The organism is Streptomyces sp. NPDC007189, from assembly GCF_040703635.1.
In the GTDB taxonomy this organism is placed as follows: domain Bacteria; phylum Actinomycetota; class Actinomycetes; order Streptomycetales; family Streptomycetaceae; genus Streptomyces.
In genome coordinates this window covers 1-17,526 of record NZ_JBEYEY010000015.1, presented here as the reverse complement: position 1 = coordinate 17,526, position 17,526 = coordinate 1, and the positions used below count along the sequence as shown (strand labels likewise).

General features: G+C 72.0%; 16 protein-coding genes. 12 read left to right on the top strand and 4 right to left on the bottom strand.

Annotation, left to right across the window (positions count from 1 at the left end):
- Positions 1-34: 34 nt before the first annotated feature.
- Positions 35-1,792, top strand: a complete 1,758-nt coding sequence (locus AB0950_RS27660) for a hypothetical protein (protein WP_366779637.1) — start codon at positions 35-37, stop codon at positions 1,790-1,792.
- Between the two features lie 103 nt (positions 1,793-1,895).
- Here the strand turns inward: AB0950_RS27660 and AB0950_RS27655 are convergent, their stop codons facing one another.
- Positions 1,896-2,792 (bottom strand): hypothetical protein, encoded by an 897-nt coding sequence (locus AB0950_RS27655; protein WP_366779636.1) that lies wholly within the window; start codon positions 2,790-2,792, stop codon positions 1,896-1,898.
- A gap of 71 nt (positions 2,793-2,863) precedes the next feature.
- Here AB0950_RS27655 and AB0950_RS27650 point away from each other — a divergent pair, with 71 nt between their 5' ends.
- From AB0950_RS27650 to ilvD, 4 genes are all read left to right on the top strand, one after another.
- The gene (locus tag AB0950_RS27650) at positions 2,864-3,796 is read left to right on the top strand and encodes a Ppx/GppA phosphatase family protein (protein WP_360153802.1); all 933 of its coding nucleotides are present in this window, start codon (positions 2,864-2,866) and stop codon (positions 3,794-3,796) included.
- A gap of 126 nt (positions 3,797-3,922) precedes the next feature.
- Positions 3,923-4,735, top strand: coding sequence for a sugar phosphate isomerase/epimerase (locus AB0950_RS27645; protein ID WP_360153799.1), 813 nt, complete (start codon positions 3,923-3,925; stop codon positions 4,733-4,735).
- Between the two features lie 281 nt (positions 4,736-5,016).
- A complete protein-coding gene (locus tag AB0950_RS27640; protein WP_360154528.1) occupies positions 5,017-5,628 on the top strand; it encodes a TetR family transcriptional regulator in 612 nt (203 codons plus the stop codon).
- 133 nt (positions 5,629-5,761) lie between these two features.
- Complete coding sequence (gene ilvD / locus AB0950_RS27635; protein WP_360575040.1) at positions 5,762-7,615, top strand: dihydroxy-acid dehydratase; 1,854 nt, start codon at positions 5,762-5,764, stop codon at positions 7,613-7,615.
- A gap of 53 nt (positions 7,616-7,668) precedes the next feature.
- On the opposite strand, the gene AB0950_RS27630 is transcribed toward ilvD, so the two are convergent.
- On the bottom strand, positions 7,669-9,759 hold the full coding sequence (locus tag AB0950_RS27630; RefSeq protein WP_366779635.1) for a serine/threonine-protein kinase: 2,091 nt from the start codon (positions 9,757-9,759) through the stop codon (positions 7,669-7,671).
- A 178-nt stretch (positions 9,760-9,937) separates the two neighbouring features.
- Here AB0950_RS27630 and AB0950_RS27625 point away from each other — a divergent pair, with 178 nt between their 5' ends.
- The 3 genes from AB0950_RS27625 to AB0950_RS27615 all read left to right on the top strand — a co-directional run bounded on the left by AB0950_RS27625 (position 9,938) and on the right by AB0950_RS27615 (position 11,196).
- Complete coding sequence (locus AB0950_RS27625; RefSeq protein ID WP_360153790.1) at positions 9,938-10,255, top strand: SH3 domain-containing protein; 318 nt, start codon at positions 9,938-9,940, stop codon at positions 10,253-10,255.
- A gap of 84 nt (positions 10,256-10,339) precedes the next feature.
- The gene (locus AB0950_RS27620) at positions 10,340-10,621 is read left to right on the top strand and encodes an SH3 domain-containing protein (RefSeq protein WP_360154525.1); all 282 of its coding nucleotides are present in this window, start codon (positions 10,340-10,342) and stop codon (positions 10,619-10,621) included.
- A 50-nt stretch (positions 10,622-10,671) separates the two neighbouring features.
- A complete protein-coding gene (locus AB0950_RS27615; protein WP_366779634.1) occupies positions 10,672-11,196 on the top strand; it encodes an EamA/RhaT family transporter in 525 nt (174 codons plus the stop codon).
- A gap of 66 nt (positions 11,197-11,262) precedes the next feature.
- Here AB0950_RS27615 and AB0950_RS27610 read toward each other — a convergent pair whose 3' ends face one another.
- On the bottom strand, positions 11,263-11,718 hold the full coding sequence (locus tag AB0950_RS27610) for an SAM-dependent methyltransferase (protein WP_360575113.1): 456 nt from the start codon (positions 11,716-11,718) through the stop codon (positions 11,263-11,265).
- Positions 11,719-11,929: 211 nt separating this feature from the next.
- Between AB0950_RS27610 and AB0950_RS27605 the strand changes: the two genes are divergently transcribed.
- The 4 genes from AB0950_RS27605 (at position 11,930) to proC (ending at position 15,785) form a co-directional block, all read left to right on the top strand.
- Positions 11,930-12,754 (top strand): class I SAM-dependent methyltransferase, encoded by an 825-nt coding sequence (locus AB0950_RS27605; protein WP_366779633.1) that lies wholly within the window; start codon positions 11,930-11,932, stop codon positions 12,752-12,754.
- A 119-nt stretch (positions 12,755-12,873) separates the two neighbouring features.
- Complete coding sequence (locus AB0950_RS27600) at positions 12,874-13,746, top strand: ABC transporter ATP-binding protein (protein ID WP_360575035.1); 873 nt, start codon at positions 12,874-12,876, stop codon at positions 13,744-13,746.
- Between the two features lie 29 nt (positions 13,747-13,775).
- On the top strand, positions 13,776-14,567 hold the full coding sequence (locus AB0950_RS27595) for an ABC transporter permease (protein ID WP_360153778.1): 792 nt from the start codon (positions 13,776-13,778) through the stop codon (positions 14,565-14,567).
- A gap of 405 nt (positions 14,568-14,972) precedes the next feature.
- The gene (gene proC / locus AB0950_RS27590; protein ID WP_360153775.1) at positions 14,973-15,785 is read left to right on the top strand and encodes a pyrroline-5-carboxylate reductase; all 813 of its coding nucleotides are present in this window, start codon (positions 14,973-14,975) and stop codon (positions 15,783-15,785) included.
- 73 nt (positions 15,786-15,858) lie between these two features.
- Here proC and trpS read toward each other — a convergent pair whose 3' ends face one another.
- Complete coding sequence (gene trpS, locus AB0950_RS27585; RefSeq protein WP_360153772.1) at positions 15,859-16,887, bottom strand: tryptophan--tRNA ligase; 1,029 nt, start codon at positions 16,885-16,887, stop codon at positions 15,859-15,861.
- Positions 16,888-17,526 lie beyond the last annotated feature (639 nt).

Sequence of the window (17,526 nt, the reverse complement as noted above, 5' to 3'; positions counted from 1 at the left end):
AAGGGGCCCGGCGCCGCCGCCTACGGTCGCACGGGTGATGAGCAGTAGTCCGGAGACCACCGTCCGCACCACCGGCGCGCACCGGGCGCGCGGGGAGGCGCGTGAAGCACGAGCGGCGCGGAAGGGGCGCGAAGAAGCAGAGGTGCGCGAGGCCGGCGAGAGGCGCGACCGAGCCGCCGCGCGCACCATCGCCCAGCGGCCGCCCGCGCGCTACGAGCCGTACCTGGACGGACTGTTCACCTACTGTCTGTCGGTGCTGTGCGACCACGACGCCGCCACGGCCGCCCTCGGCGACGTCCTCGCCCTGGCCGAACGGCGCGGACACCGCGCCCCGGAGAACGCCGGCGACCGCAGGGCCTGGCTGTACGCGCTGGCCCGCTGGGCGTGCCTGCGCAAGCTGGCCGAGGCCAAGCAGAAACGTCAGGCCACCCACGCGGCCGGCCGCCCCGCGGGTCCGCGCGAGACCCCCGAGCCGCCCGTCTCCGCCGAGGCCCAGGAGCGGCGCCGCCGCGAACTCGCCCTGCTGGCCTGGCCGGAGGCGGCCGGCACGACGCCCGAGCAGCGCGAGGCCCTGGAGCTGGCCGTCCGCCACCACCTGGCCGCGCACGAGGTCGCCGCCGTGCTCGGCATGGAACCGGCGGCCGCGCGCGAACTGCTCGCCTCCGCCGCCTGCGAGGTCGAGCGCACCCGCGCGGCCCTCGCCGTCGTGGAGACCGGCGGCTGCCCCGGCGTGGCCCATCTCACCGGTGACAGCGGTCTCGTCCTCAGCACGGCCCTGCGCCGCGAACTGGTCCGGCACGTCGACGACTGCCCGCGCTGCCGCCGCACCGCCGAGCGCGCCGTCCCCGGCCGCTGGCCCGGCGCCACGGTCACCCCCGCCGAACTGCCCGTCCTCGAAGCGCCCCGCGCGGACCTGCAGGTCGCGCTGGCACACCACGCACGCGCGCGTGGCGCGGCGGCACCCCGCTTCGACCGGCGCGGCTTCCCGATGGACCCCAAGGACCGCGCGGCCCGCCGCGACCGGCTACGCGCGCGTGCGGTGACGACGACGGTCGTCGCCACGGTCGTCGCCGCGCCGGTCCTGGCCCTGTGGGCCGCCTACCGGGGCGCGCCCACGGCGGACGGCAGCGGACCCTCTCCCACCGCGCGCGAGTCCCAGGGCCACGACGTCCTGCACAGCGACACGGCCGGCGGCTACGAGAACGCCGGGAACGCGAGCGTGAAGCCCGGCGTACGCGTCGGCAAGGACGGCAAATCGGACGTCTCCGTGGAGGTCGTCAGCGTCACCGGCGTGGGCGCGAAGGGCGCGGGGCACCTCGCGGTCGGCGCCGCGAACGACGGCGACACCACCCTGATCACCCTCACCGCGTCCGGCTCCGCCCCGGTCCGCTGGTCGGCGTCCACCTCGGCGCCCTGGCTGTACCTCAGCCAGTCCATGGGAACCCTCGACCCCGGCGACACGTTGACGATCAAGGTGTACGTCGACCACCTCCGCGAGCCCTCCGGCCCCTGGCACGCACAGGTGGCGATCTCCCCGGCCGGCACGGTGGTCACCATCGACGGCTACGGCACGGCCCCCACCCACCACCCGACCCCTCCACCAACGTCCTCCACGCCAACTCCGCCGAGCACCCCGCCCACGGACCCCCCGTCGACAACCCCGACCGACCCGACCCCGCCCCCCACCGACTCCCCGTCCCCCTCCGACCCGACCCCGACGCCGACACCGTCCACGCCGCCCTCATCGGGTGGCGGCAGCGACAGCGAGACACCGCGCCCGTCCGGGGAGTGAGGGGCCGGCTCTGGGGAAGGGGCGGGGGCGCGTGGAGACAGGCAGGGTCCTTGTCCGGCGCGGACCACCCGGGCCGGCCCGTGCCCACCCGGACCGGCCCGGTCTACGGCGTCGGGTCGGCCGGATGCGGCGCGACCAGCGGGAGCTGGGACGCCAGGCGCTGCTCGCAGAGTTCGGCCAGGCGGTCGTAGCCGGCCTTGCCCATCAGTTCGGTCAGTTCCGCGCGGTAGGAGACGTACACCGGCTCGCCCGCGCCGTGCGCCGACGTCGCCGAGGTGCACCACCAGTGCAGGTCGTGGCCGCCCGGGCCCCAGCCCCGGCGGTCGTACTCGCCGATCGAGATCTGCAGCACACGCGTGTCGTCGGGGCGGTCGATCCAGTCGTACGTCCGCCGGATCGGCAGCTGCCAGCACACGTCCGGCTTGGTCTCCAGCGGCTCCCGGCCCTCCCGCAGCGCGAGGATGTGGAGGGAGCAGCCCGCGCCGCCCGCGAACCCCGGCCGGTTCTGGAAGACGCACGAGCCCTCGAAGGGGCGGGTCTGCCGGGAGCCCTCGTCGTCCTCCGACACCCAGCCGTTCCGGGTCCCCTCGTCATGGTGCTGCCAGATCTCCGGCGTGAGCCGCGCCACGTGCTCGGCGACCCGCTTCTCGTCGTCCTCGTCGGAGAAGTGCGCGCCCAGCGAGCAGCACCCGTCGTCCGCGCGGCCCGCCTGGATGCCCTGGCAGCCGCTGCCGAAGATGCAGTTCCAGCGGGAGGTCAGCCATGTCAGATCACAGCGGAAGACCTGCTCGTCGTCCGCGGGATCCGGAAACTCCACCCAGGCACGCGCGAAGTCGAGCCCCTTCTCGTCGCTCACCAGCGGGGCCTCCGCGGACTCCGTGGACTTCCGGGACTTCGTGGACTTCGTGGACGACTTCTTCGACTCGGACGCCTTCGCCTGCGAAGAATCCTTCATTCCCTTGGAGGATTTGTGATCCTTCGCCTTTTTCGTCTTTGGCACCCGTCCAGGGTAAGTGGCCGGGCCCCGTTCCGGGGACCGCCGGCGGACGATCTGGCAGTAGCGTTCCGTACATGAGACTCGGTGTCCTGGACGTGGGTTCGAACACGGTGCATCTGCTGGTGGTGGACGCCCACCCCGGCGCGCGCCCGCTGCCCGCGCATTCGCACAAGGCCGAACTGCGGCTCGCCCAACTGCTCGACGACAGCGGTGCCATCGACGACACCGGCATCGAGAAGCTGGTCGCCGTCGTCCAGGACGCGCTCCAGGCCGCCGAGGACAAGGGCGTCGAGGACCTGGTGCCGTTCGCGACCTCCGCCGTCCGGGAGGCCACCAACGCCGACGACGTCCTCGCGCGCGTGGCCGACGAGACCGGCGTACGACTCCAGGTCCTCTCCGGCGCGGAGGAGGCCCGCCTCACCTTCCTCGCGGTCCGCCGCTGGTTCGGCTGGTCCGCCGGAAAGCTGCTGGTCCTGGACATCGGCGGCGGCTCCCTGGAGATCGCCTACGGCATGGACGAGGAGCCGGACACCGCCGTCTCGCTGCCGCTCGGCGCCGGCCGCCTGACCGCGGCGTGGCTGCCCGGCGACCCGCCGTCCCCCGAGGACGTACGCGCCCTGCGCCGCCACGTGCGTACGGAGATCGCCCGCACGGTCGGCGAATTCAGCCGCTTCGGCGCCCCCGACCATGTCGTCGCCACGTCCAAGACCTTCAAGCAGCTCGCCCGCATCGCCGGCGCCGCCCGCAGCGCGGAGGGCCTCTACGTCCAGCGCGAACTCAAGCGCGAGTCCCTGGAGGCCTGGGTCCCGCGCCTGGCCGGCATGACCTCGCAGCAGCGCGCGGAACTCCCGGGGGTCTCGGAGGGCCGGGCGGGCCAGCTCCTCGCGGGCGCCCTGGTCGCCGAGGGCGCGATGGACCTGTTCGGCGTCGAGAGCCTGGAAGTGTGCCCGTGGGCCCTGAGGGAGGGCGTCATCCTCCGGCGGCTTGATCACATGGGGTCCGCGTAGCGCCCCATGGGGCGCGGGGAACGGCGCGCGCGACCGCGACGACGACGCACCCGCCCGAATGGCAAAGCTCACAACGGCGAATAGGCACCCAACACCGGCACCACTCCACGCCGTAAGGTGGCCGACGTGGCTGAACCAACGGACGTGCGTATCGCGCTGTCGACGGCCTCCGTGTACCCGGAGTCCACCGCGACGGCCTTCGAGACCGCCGCGCGCCTCGGCTACGACGGCGTCGAGGTCATGGTGTGGACCGACCCGGTGAGCCAGGACATCGAGGCGCTGCGCCGCCTGTCGGACTACCACGGCATCCCGGTCCTGGCCGTCCACGCCCCCTGCCTGCTGATCACCCAGCGGGTCTGGTCGACGGACCCCTGGGTCAAGCTGCAGCGCGCCCGGGCGGCCGCCGAGAAGCTGGGCGCCTCCACCGTCGTCGTCCACCCGCCCTTCCGCTGGCAGCGGCAGTACGCGCGCGACTTCGTCACCGGGATCTGGCGGATGGCGGACGAGACGGACGTGCGGTTCGCCGTCGAGAACATGTACCCGTGGCGGTACCGCGACCGCGAGATGCTCGCCTACGCCCCGGACTGGGACGTCACCCGGCACGACTACCGGCACTTCACGATCGATCTCAGCCACGCGGCGACGGCCCGCACCGACGCCCTGGAGATGATCGGCCGCATGGGCGACCGGCTCGGCCACGTCCACCTGGCCGACGGCCGGGGCTCCGCCAAGGACGAGCACCTGGTGCCCGGCCGCGGCACCCAGCCCTGCGCCGAGGTGCTGGAACACCTGACGCTGTCCGGGTTCGACGGCCATGTCGTCATCGAGGTCAACACCCGGCGGGCGATGTCCGGCGCCGAACGCGAGGCCGACCTCGCCGAGGCCCTGGCCTTCACCCGCAAGCACCTGTCGTCGGCGGCCCGGGTACGCCGGCCATGAACGGCGACGCACAGCCGGCCCACGGCCGGGACGGGGCGCCGAGCACGGGCCCGGGTGCGGGGGCGGGGGCCATGAACGGCGACACACAACCCGCCCGCCGTCGCGGCAGGCCGCCGCGCACGGAGTCCGCCGATACCCGCGCCCCCGGCACATCCCCGGGCACGGAGTCTGCCGCCGTGGCCGACGACGCGCAGCCCGCCCGCCGCCGAGGCGGCCCCCCGCGCACGGAGCCCGCCGACACCCGCGACCCCGGCACACCCCCGCGCACGGAGTCCGCCGTCGTGACCGACGACGCCCAGCCCGCCCGCCGTCGCGGCAGGCCCCCGCGCACGGAGTCCGCCGATACCCGCGACCGCATCCTTGCCGTCGCCCGCGAGGAGTTCTCCGAGCGGGGGTACGAGAAGACGTCCGTCCGTGGCATCGCCAAGGCAGCCGGTGTCGACTCCGCGCTGGTCCACCATTACTTCGGCACCAAGGAGCAGGTCTTCGAGGCGGCGATCGCGGTGGCCTTCGCGCCCGCGCTGAACGCCCCCGAGGCCCTGGCCGCCGGCCCCCTCGACGGGGTGGGGGAGCGGCTGACCCGCTTCGTCTTCGGCGTCTGGGAGAACCCCACGACCCGTACGCCGCTCCTCGCGATCCTCCGTTCCGCGGTGAACAACGACACCGCAGCCGCCGTCTTCCGCCGGCTCGTCGCCTCCCAGCTGCTGCGCCGCATCGCCGCCCAGCTGGACCTGCCCGACGCCGAGCTGCGCGCCGAGCTGGCCGCCGCGCAGCTGGTGGGTACGGCGATGATGCGGTACGTCGTCAAGCTGGAGCCGCTGGCGTCCGCCGACCTGGAGCAGATCATCGCGCGCGTCGCACCGGTCGTACAGCACCACCTGACCAGCACCTGAGCCGCGCTGCGAGGCTCGTGCCGCCGAGACGGCCGTCCCGCATTCCGGACAGCCGTGTCCAGCGTTTGGAGCACCGGCGTACGCTCGGAGACAACCAGAACTGTCTGGCAGATCTTCGAAGGAGCGAGCGACGATGCCCGAGCTGAGGTCCCGCACAGTCACCCACGGCCGCAACATGGCGGGCGCCCGCGCCCTTATGCGCGCCTCCGGTGTACCGGGTGCGGACATCGGCCGGAAGCCGATCATCGCCGTCGCCAACTCCTTCACCGAGTTCGTCCCCGGCCACACGCATCTGCAGCCGGTCGGCCGGATCGTGTCCGAGGCGATCACGGAGGCGGGCGGCATCCCGCGCGAGTTCAACACCATCGCGGTCGACGACGGCATCGCCATGGGCCACGGCGGCATGCTGTACTCCCTGCCCTCCCGCGACCTGATCGCGGACAGCGTCGAGTACATGGTCGAGGCGCACTGCGCCGACGCCCTGGTCTGCATCTCCAACTGCGACAAGATCACGCCGGGCATGCTGCTGGCCGCCCTGCGCCTGAACATCCCGACGGTCTTCGTCTCCGGCGGCCCGATGGAGTCCGGCCGCGCCACCCTGGTCGACGGCACGGTCCGCACCCTCGACCTGGTCGACGCGATCTCCGACGCCGTCAATGACAAGATCTCCGACGAGGACATCCTCCGCATCGAGGAGAACGCCTGCCCGACCTGCGGCAGCTGTTCCGGCATGTTCACCGCCAACTCGATGAACTGCCTGACCGAGGCCATCGGCCTCTCCCTCCCCGGCAACGGCTCGGTCCTCGCCACGCACACCGCGCGCAAGCAGCTCTACGTCGACGCGGCCCGCACGGTCATGGACCTCACCCGCCGCTACTACGAGCAGGACGACGACTCGGTCCTGCCCCTCAACATCGCCACCTTCCAGGCCTTCGAGAACGCCATGGCCCTGGACATCGCGATGGGCGGCTCCACCAACACGATCCTGCACCTGCTGGCCGCCGCCCAGGAGGCGGGCGTCCCCTTCGGCCTGGAGCAGATCGACGCCGTCTCCCGCCGGGTCCCGTGCCTGGCCAAGGTCGCCCCGAACGTCGCGAAGAACCGCACGTACTACATGGAGGACGTGCACCGCGCCGGCGGCATCCCGGCCCTGCTCGGCGAACTGCACCGCGCCGGCCTGCTCAACGAGGACGTGCACTCCGTCCACAGCCCGTCCCTGGCCGACTGGCTGAAGACCTGGGACGTGCGCGGCGGCTCCCCGTCCCCCGAGGCGGTCGAACTGTGGCACGCGGCCCCCGGCTGCAAGCGCTCGGCCGAGGCCTTCTCCCAGTCCGAGCGCTGGGAGGCCCTGGACGACGACGCCGAGAACGGCTGCATCCGCTCCGTCGAGCACGCCTACTCCAAGGACGGCGGCCTCGCGGTCCTCAAGGGCAACCTGGCGGTCGACGGCTGCGTCGTGAAGACGGCCGGCGTGGACGAGTCGATCTGGACCTTCGAGGGCCCGGCGGTCGTCTGCGAGTCCCAGGAGGAGGCCGTCCAGCGGATCCTGACCCAGGAGGTCAAGGACGGCGACGTCGTCGTCATCCGCTACGAGGGCCCCAAGGGCGGCCCCGGCATGCAGGAGATGCTCTACCCGACCTCGTACCTGAAGGGCCGCGGCCTCGGCAAGACCTGCGCGCTGATCACCGACGGCCGCTTCTCCGGCGGCACCTCCGGCTTGTCCATCGGCCACGCCTCCCCGGAGGCGGCCTCCGGCGGCACCATCGCCCTCGTCCAGGACGGCGACCGCATCCGCATCGACATCCCGAACCGCACGATCGAACTCCTCGTCGACGAGCCCGAACTCGCCCGCCGCGAGCAGGCCCTGAACGGCGTGTACGCCCCCAAGAACCGCGACCGCAAGGTCTCCGCCGCCCTCCGCGCCTACGCCGCGATGGCGACCAGCGCCGACAAGGGCGCGGTCCGGGACGTCACCAAGCTGGGCTGAGCCCGTACATGAGAAGGGGCCGCCTCCCGCCCGGGGGGCGGCCCCTTCCCGTGTCACCAGCCGGCGGGATCGCGCGCGGCGACGGCGAAGACGGTCCCGTCGGGGGCGGTGGCGTAGACGCGGCCGCCGACGACCAGTGGTGCCGGCAGATCGGCGGTGACCACGGCGGTACCGAGCCGCGCCGGCGTCTGCCCGACGAGGCGTCCACTGCGGGCGTCGACGGCCAGGAGCCGGCCGTCGGCCGAGGTGAAGAAGACGTGCCCACCGTCGGCGATCGGGGCCGAACCACGGGTGACGGACGTTTCCAGGTGCCACAGCCGCTTGCCGGCATTCAGGTCGACGGCCTCCAGCGAGCCGCCGGCGGCCAGCAGGTACACCGTGCCGCCGTGGGCGGTCGCCTGCGGTGACTGACGCGGGACGGGCAGGGCCACCCGGCGCGAAGCCTTCGAGCCCGGCGTGTAGCGGACGACGGCGTTCGTGCCCCGGGACCTGTCGGCGGACAGGAAGAACAGAGACCCGCCCTGGCTGCCGACAGGGTTCATGAGCCCGTCCAGCGATGCCCCCCAGCGCACAGCGCCGGTCTCCGGATCCACAGCCGCCACATGCGTGTGGGCCCCGTCCTGGGACGAGGTGGTCGCGTACGCCAGCGGATCTCCGGCGAACGAGGCGAGGGACGGGGTGCTGTAGCCGGGAAGGCGCCGGTGCCACTTCGTGCGGCCCGACCTGCCGTCCACACCGGTGACCGTCCCGTCGGCCCCGGTGAGCAGGGCCGTGCCACCGGCGTACCGGACTGTCGTTCCCCGAGGCAGACGCCGCTTCCACACCTCGTCGCCGGTACGCGGATCGCGTGCCGTCAGCAGGGAGCCGCCGTCCGTGCAGAACTGGACGAGAGAACCGGCGAGAACCGGCTGTCCGCACACGGGCCCGGCGGCGCCGGCACGGTGCCACAGGAGCCGTCCGTCGGCAGGGGAGAGGGCGAAAGCGGCACCGGCCTGTGCGCAGAACACCTTCCCCGCCCCGTACGAACACTGCGGCATCCCCGATGCGTCGGGCACCGGCCTGACCCGCCAGGAACTGAACGCGGCCGCCTTGGTGTGCGGGCTCGCACCGGACGGCGTACCACCACCGCCCCCGATCAGCTGGACCGAGCCCAGCGCCGCGGCCATGACCAGCCCGAGTGCCCCCACACCCACCGCCGCCTTCCGGCCGAACCGCCGCTCGGCCGCCGGCGCGGACCGCTTCTCGGCACCGAGCCGCGGAGCCGACGCGTCCTCGCCCGCTCGCTGCGCCGGTATGAAGGCCTGGGTGTCGTACGAGGCCGCCACCGACCGCAGTTCCCGCATCAGCTCATCCGGCGTCGGCCGGTCCTCGGGCTCCTTGGCCAGACAGCGCAGCACCAGCGGCGCGAGACTCGGCGGTACCCCGGTCAGGTCGGGTTCGTCGTGCACCACCTGGTAGGCCACGATGTACGGGCTGTCCGAGTCGAACGGCCCGCGCCCCGTGGCCGCGTGCACCATCACCGAGCCGAGCGCGAAGATGTCGGCGGCGGGCCCGACCTCACGCGGTCGCCGGAACTGCTCGGGCGCCATGAAGGGGGGCGTGCCGATCAACTTGCCGGTCTCGGTGCGCAGTTCGCTGTCGCGCGGGCGGGAGATGCCGAAGTCGATGACCTTCGGCCCGTCCTCGGCCAGCAGCACGTTGCTCGGCTTCAGATCCCGGTGCACCACGCCGACCCGATGGATGTCGCGCAACGCCTCGGCGAGCCCGGCCATCAGCCGCCGCAACTGCTCCGCCGGCATAGGACCGTTCCGCTTGACCTGCTCGGAGAGGGTGGGGCCCGGAATGAACAGCGTGGCCATCCAAGGCCGTTCGGCCTCCGGATCGGCATCCACGACGGGCGCGGTGAAGGCACCGCTCACCCTGCGGGCCGCAGCCACCTCCTGCCGGAAACGGCTCCTGAACTCGGGATCCTTGGCGAACTCGGCGTGTACGACCTTCACCGCGAGCTTCATACCCGAGGTGCTGCGCGCCAGGTGGACGACGCCCATGCCCCCCGAACCGAGGCTCGACTCCAGGCGGTAGTGACCGGCGTACTCGGGAAGTTCCGCTTCCGCGCCCGCTCCTGTGTTCCCGCGTGGCGTCATGCGACCACCCCCGTGCTGTTCGTCCGCGCGCGCGACGCACGGAGCCTAGTCGATGACTCGTGCGAGACAGAGGCGGCTTGCTAGCCTGCGCGCGCGAGTCGCGTACGGATGTGCTGCGACTCGACTACGGGGATTACTGACACCCATGGCGACCATGGGCCCAACGGGGAGGTATCACATGGCCGTTGACCGTGCAGAAGAGACGGCGGCCGACGCCGGAGAGGCTGCTGTGTCCGCTGAGACGGCCGTGCGTACGTACGCCGTCGCTCCAGGTGTCCGCCTGAACGTCCGCAGCGGCCCCGGCACCAGCTACGGAATCGTTCGCGTCCTGCCCGAGGGCATGCGCGTCCCGATCTTCTGCCAGTCGCCGGGCACGACCGTCTCGGGCCCGTACGGTACGTCGAACATCTGGGACAACATCGACAACGGCCAGTTCGTCTCCGACGCCTACGTCCAGACCGGAAGCGACGGCTACATCGCCTCCCGCTGCGGCTGATGCACCGCTGAAAGGGCAACAGTGACCTCACTCAAGCGCAGAACCGCCGTCCTGGCCGCCACCGCGGGGGCCTTCCTCACGGTGATGAGCCTGCCGGCCTCGGCGGCCTCCACCGACCTCCGCTACTACTCGGTCGCCCCGGACGTCCGTCTGAACGTCCGCAGCGGCCCCGGCACCGACTACAACCTCGTCCGCACTCTGCCCGTGGGCGCCAAGGTGCCGATCTTCTGCCAGGCGCCGGGCACGACGGTCACCGGTACCTACGGCACGTCGAACATCTGGGACAACATCAACAACGGCGAGTACGTCTCCGACGCGTACGTCCAGACCGGAAGCGACGGCTACATCGCACCGCGCTGCGGCTGACGCCCCCACCCGGAGCCCGCCCCCGCCGAGCCGAGCGCCATAATCGTCCCGTGAGCGACGAAAACGGCACCCCGGACACCCCGGCGGGCTCCGCGGGCGGTACGGACCAGGGCGGCGGACCCCGCCCCGAGCCCCTCCGCTTCTTCGGCACCACCTGGGTCCACCACGACCACGGCTACGCGGCCCGCCGCGCCGGCGTCGCCGTCGGCTCCCTCGCCGCCGCCGTCGTCTCGTGCCTGATCCTCCGCTTCGCCTACGAGGGCATCCGGATCGCCGACACCGGCTCCTTCGTGACCGTGCTGATCATCGCCATGTTCGCGATCTGCAGCGCGCTCGCCTTCCGCAACACCTGGGAGGGCTTCGGCAGGCGCCACGACCCCCAGCGCCAGGCCTCCCTGCGCGGCCTGCTCGCCATCGGCTTCGTCGGCTCCCTCCTCGCCTACTTCTTCCGCTCCCTCACCGAGGCCCCGGGCGAGAAACTCCACCGCGAGGAGTACGACAGGGCACGCGAGGAGTACTCCCGCCGCTCCTCCCGCCGCACCGGCAACCCGTCGAAGAAGAAGCGCCGGCGGTAGAGACACGGGACACGAGCGGCTCGGCAACCGGCTCACGATGGTCCAGTAGTGACTGCTCGCGATCGCTCAGTAGTAGCTGCTCATGATCGCCGTCGCCCACTCCGGCTGACGCGTCTCGCCCTGCGGCCCGAACTCCGTCATGTACGGCTTGATGTCCAGCACCGGAGTGTCCTCCACCGCGTCCAGCCCCTCGACGTGCACCTCAAGCCCGTCGACCCGTAGGAGACGGCAGCGGGAGACCCCGATCCGGTTGGGACGGTTCTTGCCGCGCTGGGCGAAGATGCCGGCCTTCGGCCAGTCGGTGTTGCCGCGTGGATGCCGGGCCCCGGTCTCGATCCGCTCCTCCGGCACCCGGTCGAAGTGGTAGACGACCTCCAGATGGGAGAAGTCCTCCAGCCCGGCCAAGGTCTCCTCCCCGAACCGCGCACCGTCGATCCGGATCACGGCACGCACCACACCCCACTCGTCGTCCCGCACGTCCCCGCGCCCACCGACGACCCACCCGACCGGCCGCACCACCACATCCCCGACGCCCGTGCCGCCCCCGGCGAGGTCCGCCGCATCCTCACCCTGCCGCTCACCCTGCCCGCCCACGCAGGCCCCCTTCCTCACGGAACACACCCGCAGGCTAAGCGACTTGGGCCCACACCCACCGCCTCCGCACCTCCATCCCCACCGGCATCACGCCCGAAAACCCCTGCCGTCACCACCCCACCCACCGACCATGGTCCGTATGACCACGACACAGCCACCCTCCGCCTCACCGCACCCCTCCCCCTCCTCCTCGCCCTCCCCCGCCCTCTCGAACACGGCCCGCGCGCACTCCTTCAACTCCGCCGCCGCCCAGTACGCCGCGAACCGCCCCTCCTACCCGCCCGCCCTCTTCGACACCGTCGAGGAACTGGCCGGCCGCTCGCTCTCCGGCGCCAAGGTCGTGGACGTCGGCGCCGGCACCGGCATCGCGACCGCCCTGCTGCAGGCCCGCGGCGCCGACGTACTCGCCGTCGAACCCGGCGCGGGCATGGCCGCCGAGTTCCGCCGCGGCCTGCCGCAGCTCCCGATCGTCCGCGGCACCGGCGACGCCCTCCCCATCGCCGACGCCTACGCCGACTTCATCACCTACGCCCAGGCCTGGCACTGGACCGACACCGCCCGCTCGGTGCCGGAGGCGCTGCGGGTGCTGCGGCCGGGCGGCGCGCTGGCGCTGTGGTGGAACGGCGACGCCCTGGACGTCGACTGGATCGCCGAGGCCGCTGCCCGTATCGGACGCTTCCTGGGCGTGGACGTCGTCGCCCAGAAGCACAACGCCGGCCGCACGGAACTGGCCGACCCCAGCGGCCGCGTCCGCTTCAGCCGCCGGAAGGTCCGCTGGAGCCGCCGCGTCACGATCGACACGCACCTCGCCAACATCGGCAGCCACTCCGCCTTCCTCCTCACGCCCGAGGACCGCAGGACAGCCTTTCTGGAGGAGGAGCGCGCCCACCTGCTGAAGGCGTTCCCGGACGGCATCGTCGAGGAGACCTACGACGTACTCCTCCTCGTCGCCCTCAAGCCCTGACCCAGGCGACGTCTTGGGGCACAGCGGCGGTCGGGTACTTCCCGGCCGCCGCTGCCGTATGCCCGTCCGCCCCGACACGGCCCTTGACGTCCGAGACACCCAGGCACATTATTCATCGCATGATGAATTACTCGCCGGAACCGCCCCTCGAATCCCTCGGCGCCTCGGCCCCAACCACGTCGACCACGGCAACGACCCCCGCTGTCCACGCCGACGACCTCACCGTCGTCCGCGGCCCCCGCACCGTCCTGCGCCACCTCCGCTTCACCATCCCCCGCGGCCAGATCACCGGCCTGCTCGGGCCCTCCGGCTGCGGCAAGTCCACCCTCATGCGCGCGATCGTCGGCACCCAGGCCAAGGTCACCGGCACCCTCGACGTCCTCGGCCGCCCGGCCGGCCACCCCACCCTGCGCAGCCGCGTCGGCTACGTCACCCAGGCCCCCTCCGTCTACGACGACCTGACCGTCCGCCAGAACCTCGAGTACTTCGCCGCGATCCTCGACCCCGGCCTGCCCCACGCCCGCACGCCCTCCCGAGGAGCGACCCGCAGCGCCGCCGAACGCCGCCGCGAACACGTCACCCGCGCCATCGCCGACGTCGACCTCACCAGCCACGCGGACGCCCTCGTCGGCAACCTCTCCGGCGGCCAGCGCGGCCGGGTCTCGCTGGCCGTGGCCCTGCTCGGCAGCCCCGAACTCCTCGTCCTGGACGAACCGACCGTCGGCCTCGACCCCGTCCTGCGCCGCGACCTGTGGAACCTCTTCCACGACATCGCCGCCGGCCGCGGCGCCACCCTCCTCGTCTCCTCCCACGTCATGGACGAGGCCGAGCGCTGCCACCGCCTCGTGCTCATGCGCGAGGGGGAGATCCTCGCCGGCGGAGACACCCCCGAGGACCTGCGCGCCCGCACCGGCGCCGACACCGTAGAGGCCGCCTTCCTCCGCCTCGTCGACGAGGCCGCCGCACACCACCCCCAGCAGACGACCCGATGAGCCCGACGAGCCCGGCGAGGATGACCCCGATGAGTACGACCGCGACCACCCCCGCGACCGCCGCCACCGCCCCCACGGGCGCCCTCAACATCTCCCGTACGACCGCCACCGCCGCCCGGGTGCTGCGCCAGCTCCGGCACGACCCGCGCAGCATCGCGCTGATGCTCCTCGTCCCGTGCGTGATGCTCGTCCTGCTGCGCTACGTCTTCGACGCCAGTCCCCGCACCTTCGACAACATCGGCGCCTCCCTGCTCGGCGTCTTCCCGCTGATCACGATGTTCCTGGTCACCTCCATAGCCACCCTGCGCGAACGCACCTCCGGCACCCTCGAACGCCTCCTCGCCATGCCCCTCGGCAAGGCCGACCTCATCGCCGGCTACGCGCTAGCCTTCGGCGCGCTGGCCATCGTCCAGTCCGCCCTCGCCACCGGACTCGCCCTGTGGCTGCTCGGCCTCGACGTCACCGGATCCCCCTGGCTGCTGCTCCTCGTCGCCCTCCTCGACGCCCTGCTCGGCACGGCCCTCGGCCTCTTCGTCTCCGCCTTCGCCGCCTCGGAGTTCCAGGCCGTCCAGTTCATGCCCGCGGTGATCTTTCCCCAGCTCCTCCTGTGCGGCCTGTTCACCCCCCGCTCCGACATGCACCCCGTCCTCACGGCCGTCTCCGACGTGCTGCCCATGTCGTACGCCGTCGACGGCATGAACCAGGTGCTCCACCACACCGACATGACCGCCACCTTCGTCCGGGACGTCCTGGTCGTGGCCGGCTGCGCCCTGCTGGTCCTGGCACTGGGCGCGGCGACCTTGCGACGCCGGACAGCCTGACCCCCCGAGCGCCCGCGTCTCGCCCGGACGACCCGCCCGGCCCGACCGATCAGACCGGACCGACTGACTCGACCGATCAGACCAGTCCGACTGACTCGACCGATCCGACCGGCCGGACCAATTCGACCCATCCGACCGGCCGGACCGACCCAACCGGCCCGACCGACCCCCGGCCAGACCGACCCGGACGACACGGACGGTCGACGAGCGTGGGCCGCGAGCCGGACGTCCAGGGCCGGACCACCCGGCGCAAGCCCGCCGGAAGCCCGGCGCAAGTCCGCCAGAAGCCGGACGCAAGTCCGCCGCAAGCCCGCCGGAAGCCTGACGCAAGCCCGCCGGAAGACGGGCGTCCGCCCACCGGACAAGGCAGCCGTCCCGCTCCTCACCGGTGCAAAACTGAACCCCATGAGCCAGAAAGTCGCAGTCCTCGGCACCGGCAAGATCGGCGAAGCCCTGCTCAGCGGAATGATCCGGGCCGGCTGGGCCCCCGCCGACCTCCTGGTCACCGCCCGCCGCCCCGAACGCGCCGAAGAACTCCGCGCCCGTCACGGCGTCAGCCCGGTCACCAACACCGAGGCCGCCAAGACCGCCGACACCCTCATCCTCACGGTCAAGCCGCAGGACATGGGCACCCTCCTGGACGAGCTGGCCCCCCACGTCCCCGCCGACCGCCTGATCATCAGCGGCGCCGCCGGTATCCCCACCTCCTTCTTCGAGGAGCGCCTGGCCGCAGGCACCCCGGTCGTCCGGGTCATGACCAACACCCCCGCCCTCGTCGACGAGGCCATGTCGGTGATCTCCGCCGGCAGCCACGCCACCGAGCAGCACCTCGCGCACGCCGAGGAGATCTTCGGCGCCGTCGGCAAGACGCTCCGCGTGCCCGAGACCCAGCAGGACGCCTGCACCGCCCTGTCCGGCTCCGGTCCCGCGTACTTCTTCTATCTGGTCGAGGCCATGACCGACGCCGGCATCCTGCTCGGCCTGCCCCGCGACAAGGCCCACGACCTCATCGTCCAGTCCGCCATCGGCGCCGCCGTGATGCTCCGCGACAGCGGCGAACACCCCGTCAAGCTCCGCGAGAACGTCACCTCCCCGGCGGGCACGACGATCAACGCCATCCGCGAACTGGAGAACCACGGCGTACGAGCCGCCCTCATCGCCGCCCTCGAAGCCGCCCGCGACCGCAGCCGCGAACTCGCCTCCGGCAAGAAGGACTGACCCGGCGCCGGGGGCGACGGCCCCCCGCCACCGCCCCCGCACCCCGAAACCCGCACGGGCCGCCCCGACCGCCCTAACGGCCGGCCGCGCTCAACGCCGTCTCGAACACCGGCGGCAACAACCCGATCGCCCGGTACGCTGCATCGACGGTCGGCCGGGCCATCGCCCTCGCCTTCTCCGCTCCATCCCGCAGCACCCCCTCCACATAGGCCGGATCGGCGCACAGCTCCCTGTGCCTGGCCTGCACGGGCCTGAGGACCTCCACCACCGCCTCCGCGGTGTCCCTCTTCAAAGCGCCGTACGAGTCGTAAACGGATGCCAGTGACTCAGGGTTCCCGCCCGTGCACGCAGCGAGAATCTCCAGCAGGTTCGCGACCCCCGGCCGGCCCTCGCGGTCGTACTCCACCGCACGCCCGCTGTCCGTGACGGCGCGCATGATCTTCTTGCGCACGGCGTCCGGCTCGTCCAGCAGATAGACGACGCCCAGCCCCGACTCGTCCGACTTCCCCATCTTCGACGCCGGGTTCTGCAGATTCATCACGCGTGCCGCGACCGCCGGGCGCGTCGCCCTCGGCACCACGAACGTGTGCCCGAACCGCTGGTTGAACCGCACGGCCAGATCCCGCGCCAGCTCCACATGCTGCACCTGGTCGTCCCCGACCGGCACCTCGTCCGCGCCGTACCCGAGGATGTCCGCCGCCATCAGCACCGGATACGTCAGCAGCGACAGCCGCACGGTCCCACCGCGCTCCCGCACCTTCGCCGTCTTCTCTTTGTACTGGATCATCCGGCGCATCTCACCGTCGGTCGCCACGCACTCCAGCAGGTACGACAGTCTGGTGTGCTCGTCGACATGGCTCTGCAGGAACACGGTGCAGACCTCCGGATCCAGCCCCGCCGCCAGCATCAACGTCGCCGTCTGCCGACTGAGCCTGAGCAACCGCGCCGGATCCTGGTCCACCGTCAGCGCGTGCAGGTCCACGACGCAGAACACCGAGTCGGCCTGGTGCTGGTCCGTCTCCACCCAGCGCCGCAGCGCTCCCAGATAGTTGCCCAGCGTCAGGTGCCCGGTCGGCTGTACCCCGCTGAAGACTCGCGTCATCTCCACTCCACCTCCTGGTCGGGACCGCCGCTCCTGCGGCCGGCCCCCGGAGTCCGGAGGAGATACGAGAACGGCCGCCGAAGCGGCGGCCGTTGGTTGCATACGTGAGTCCGGCCGCCGTCAGGCGGCCCACCAAAGCTGGGTACACGTACGCGTCGTCATGTCGAGAAGAGTACGCCTCCGTGGGACGTCCCGCATGAAGTTGACACGCCGGAGGCCGATCCGTAAGGTACTCCGAGTTGTCCGACGTGAGCGCCGACTCCGGTCGGTCCCCGGACAGCCACTCCGCAAGTACCACCCGCAATCGACGCTCCGGTGCCGACTGCTTTGGCGTGCGTATTTGCGGAATGAGGAATCCGCGTTCGAAAGAACGCAGCCCCCGATTCGCTCGGGAGCACGGAATCCGCTAAAGTCTCACTCGTCCGAACGGCCCAACGGCTGCGAAGACAAACCCGCTGACTGGGAGTCAGAGCCGAAAGGATCTGATAGAGTCGGAACCGCCGGAAAGGAAACCGCGAAACAAACGCGGGAACCTGGAAAGCGCCGAGGAAATCGGATCGGAAAGATCTGATAGAGTCGGAAACACCGAAGGGAAGCGCCCGGAGGAAAGCCCGAGAGGGTGAGTACGAAGGAAGCGAC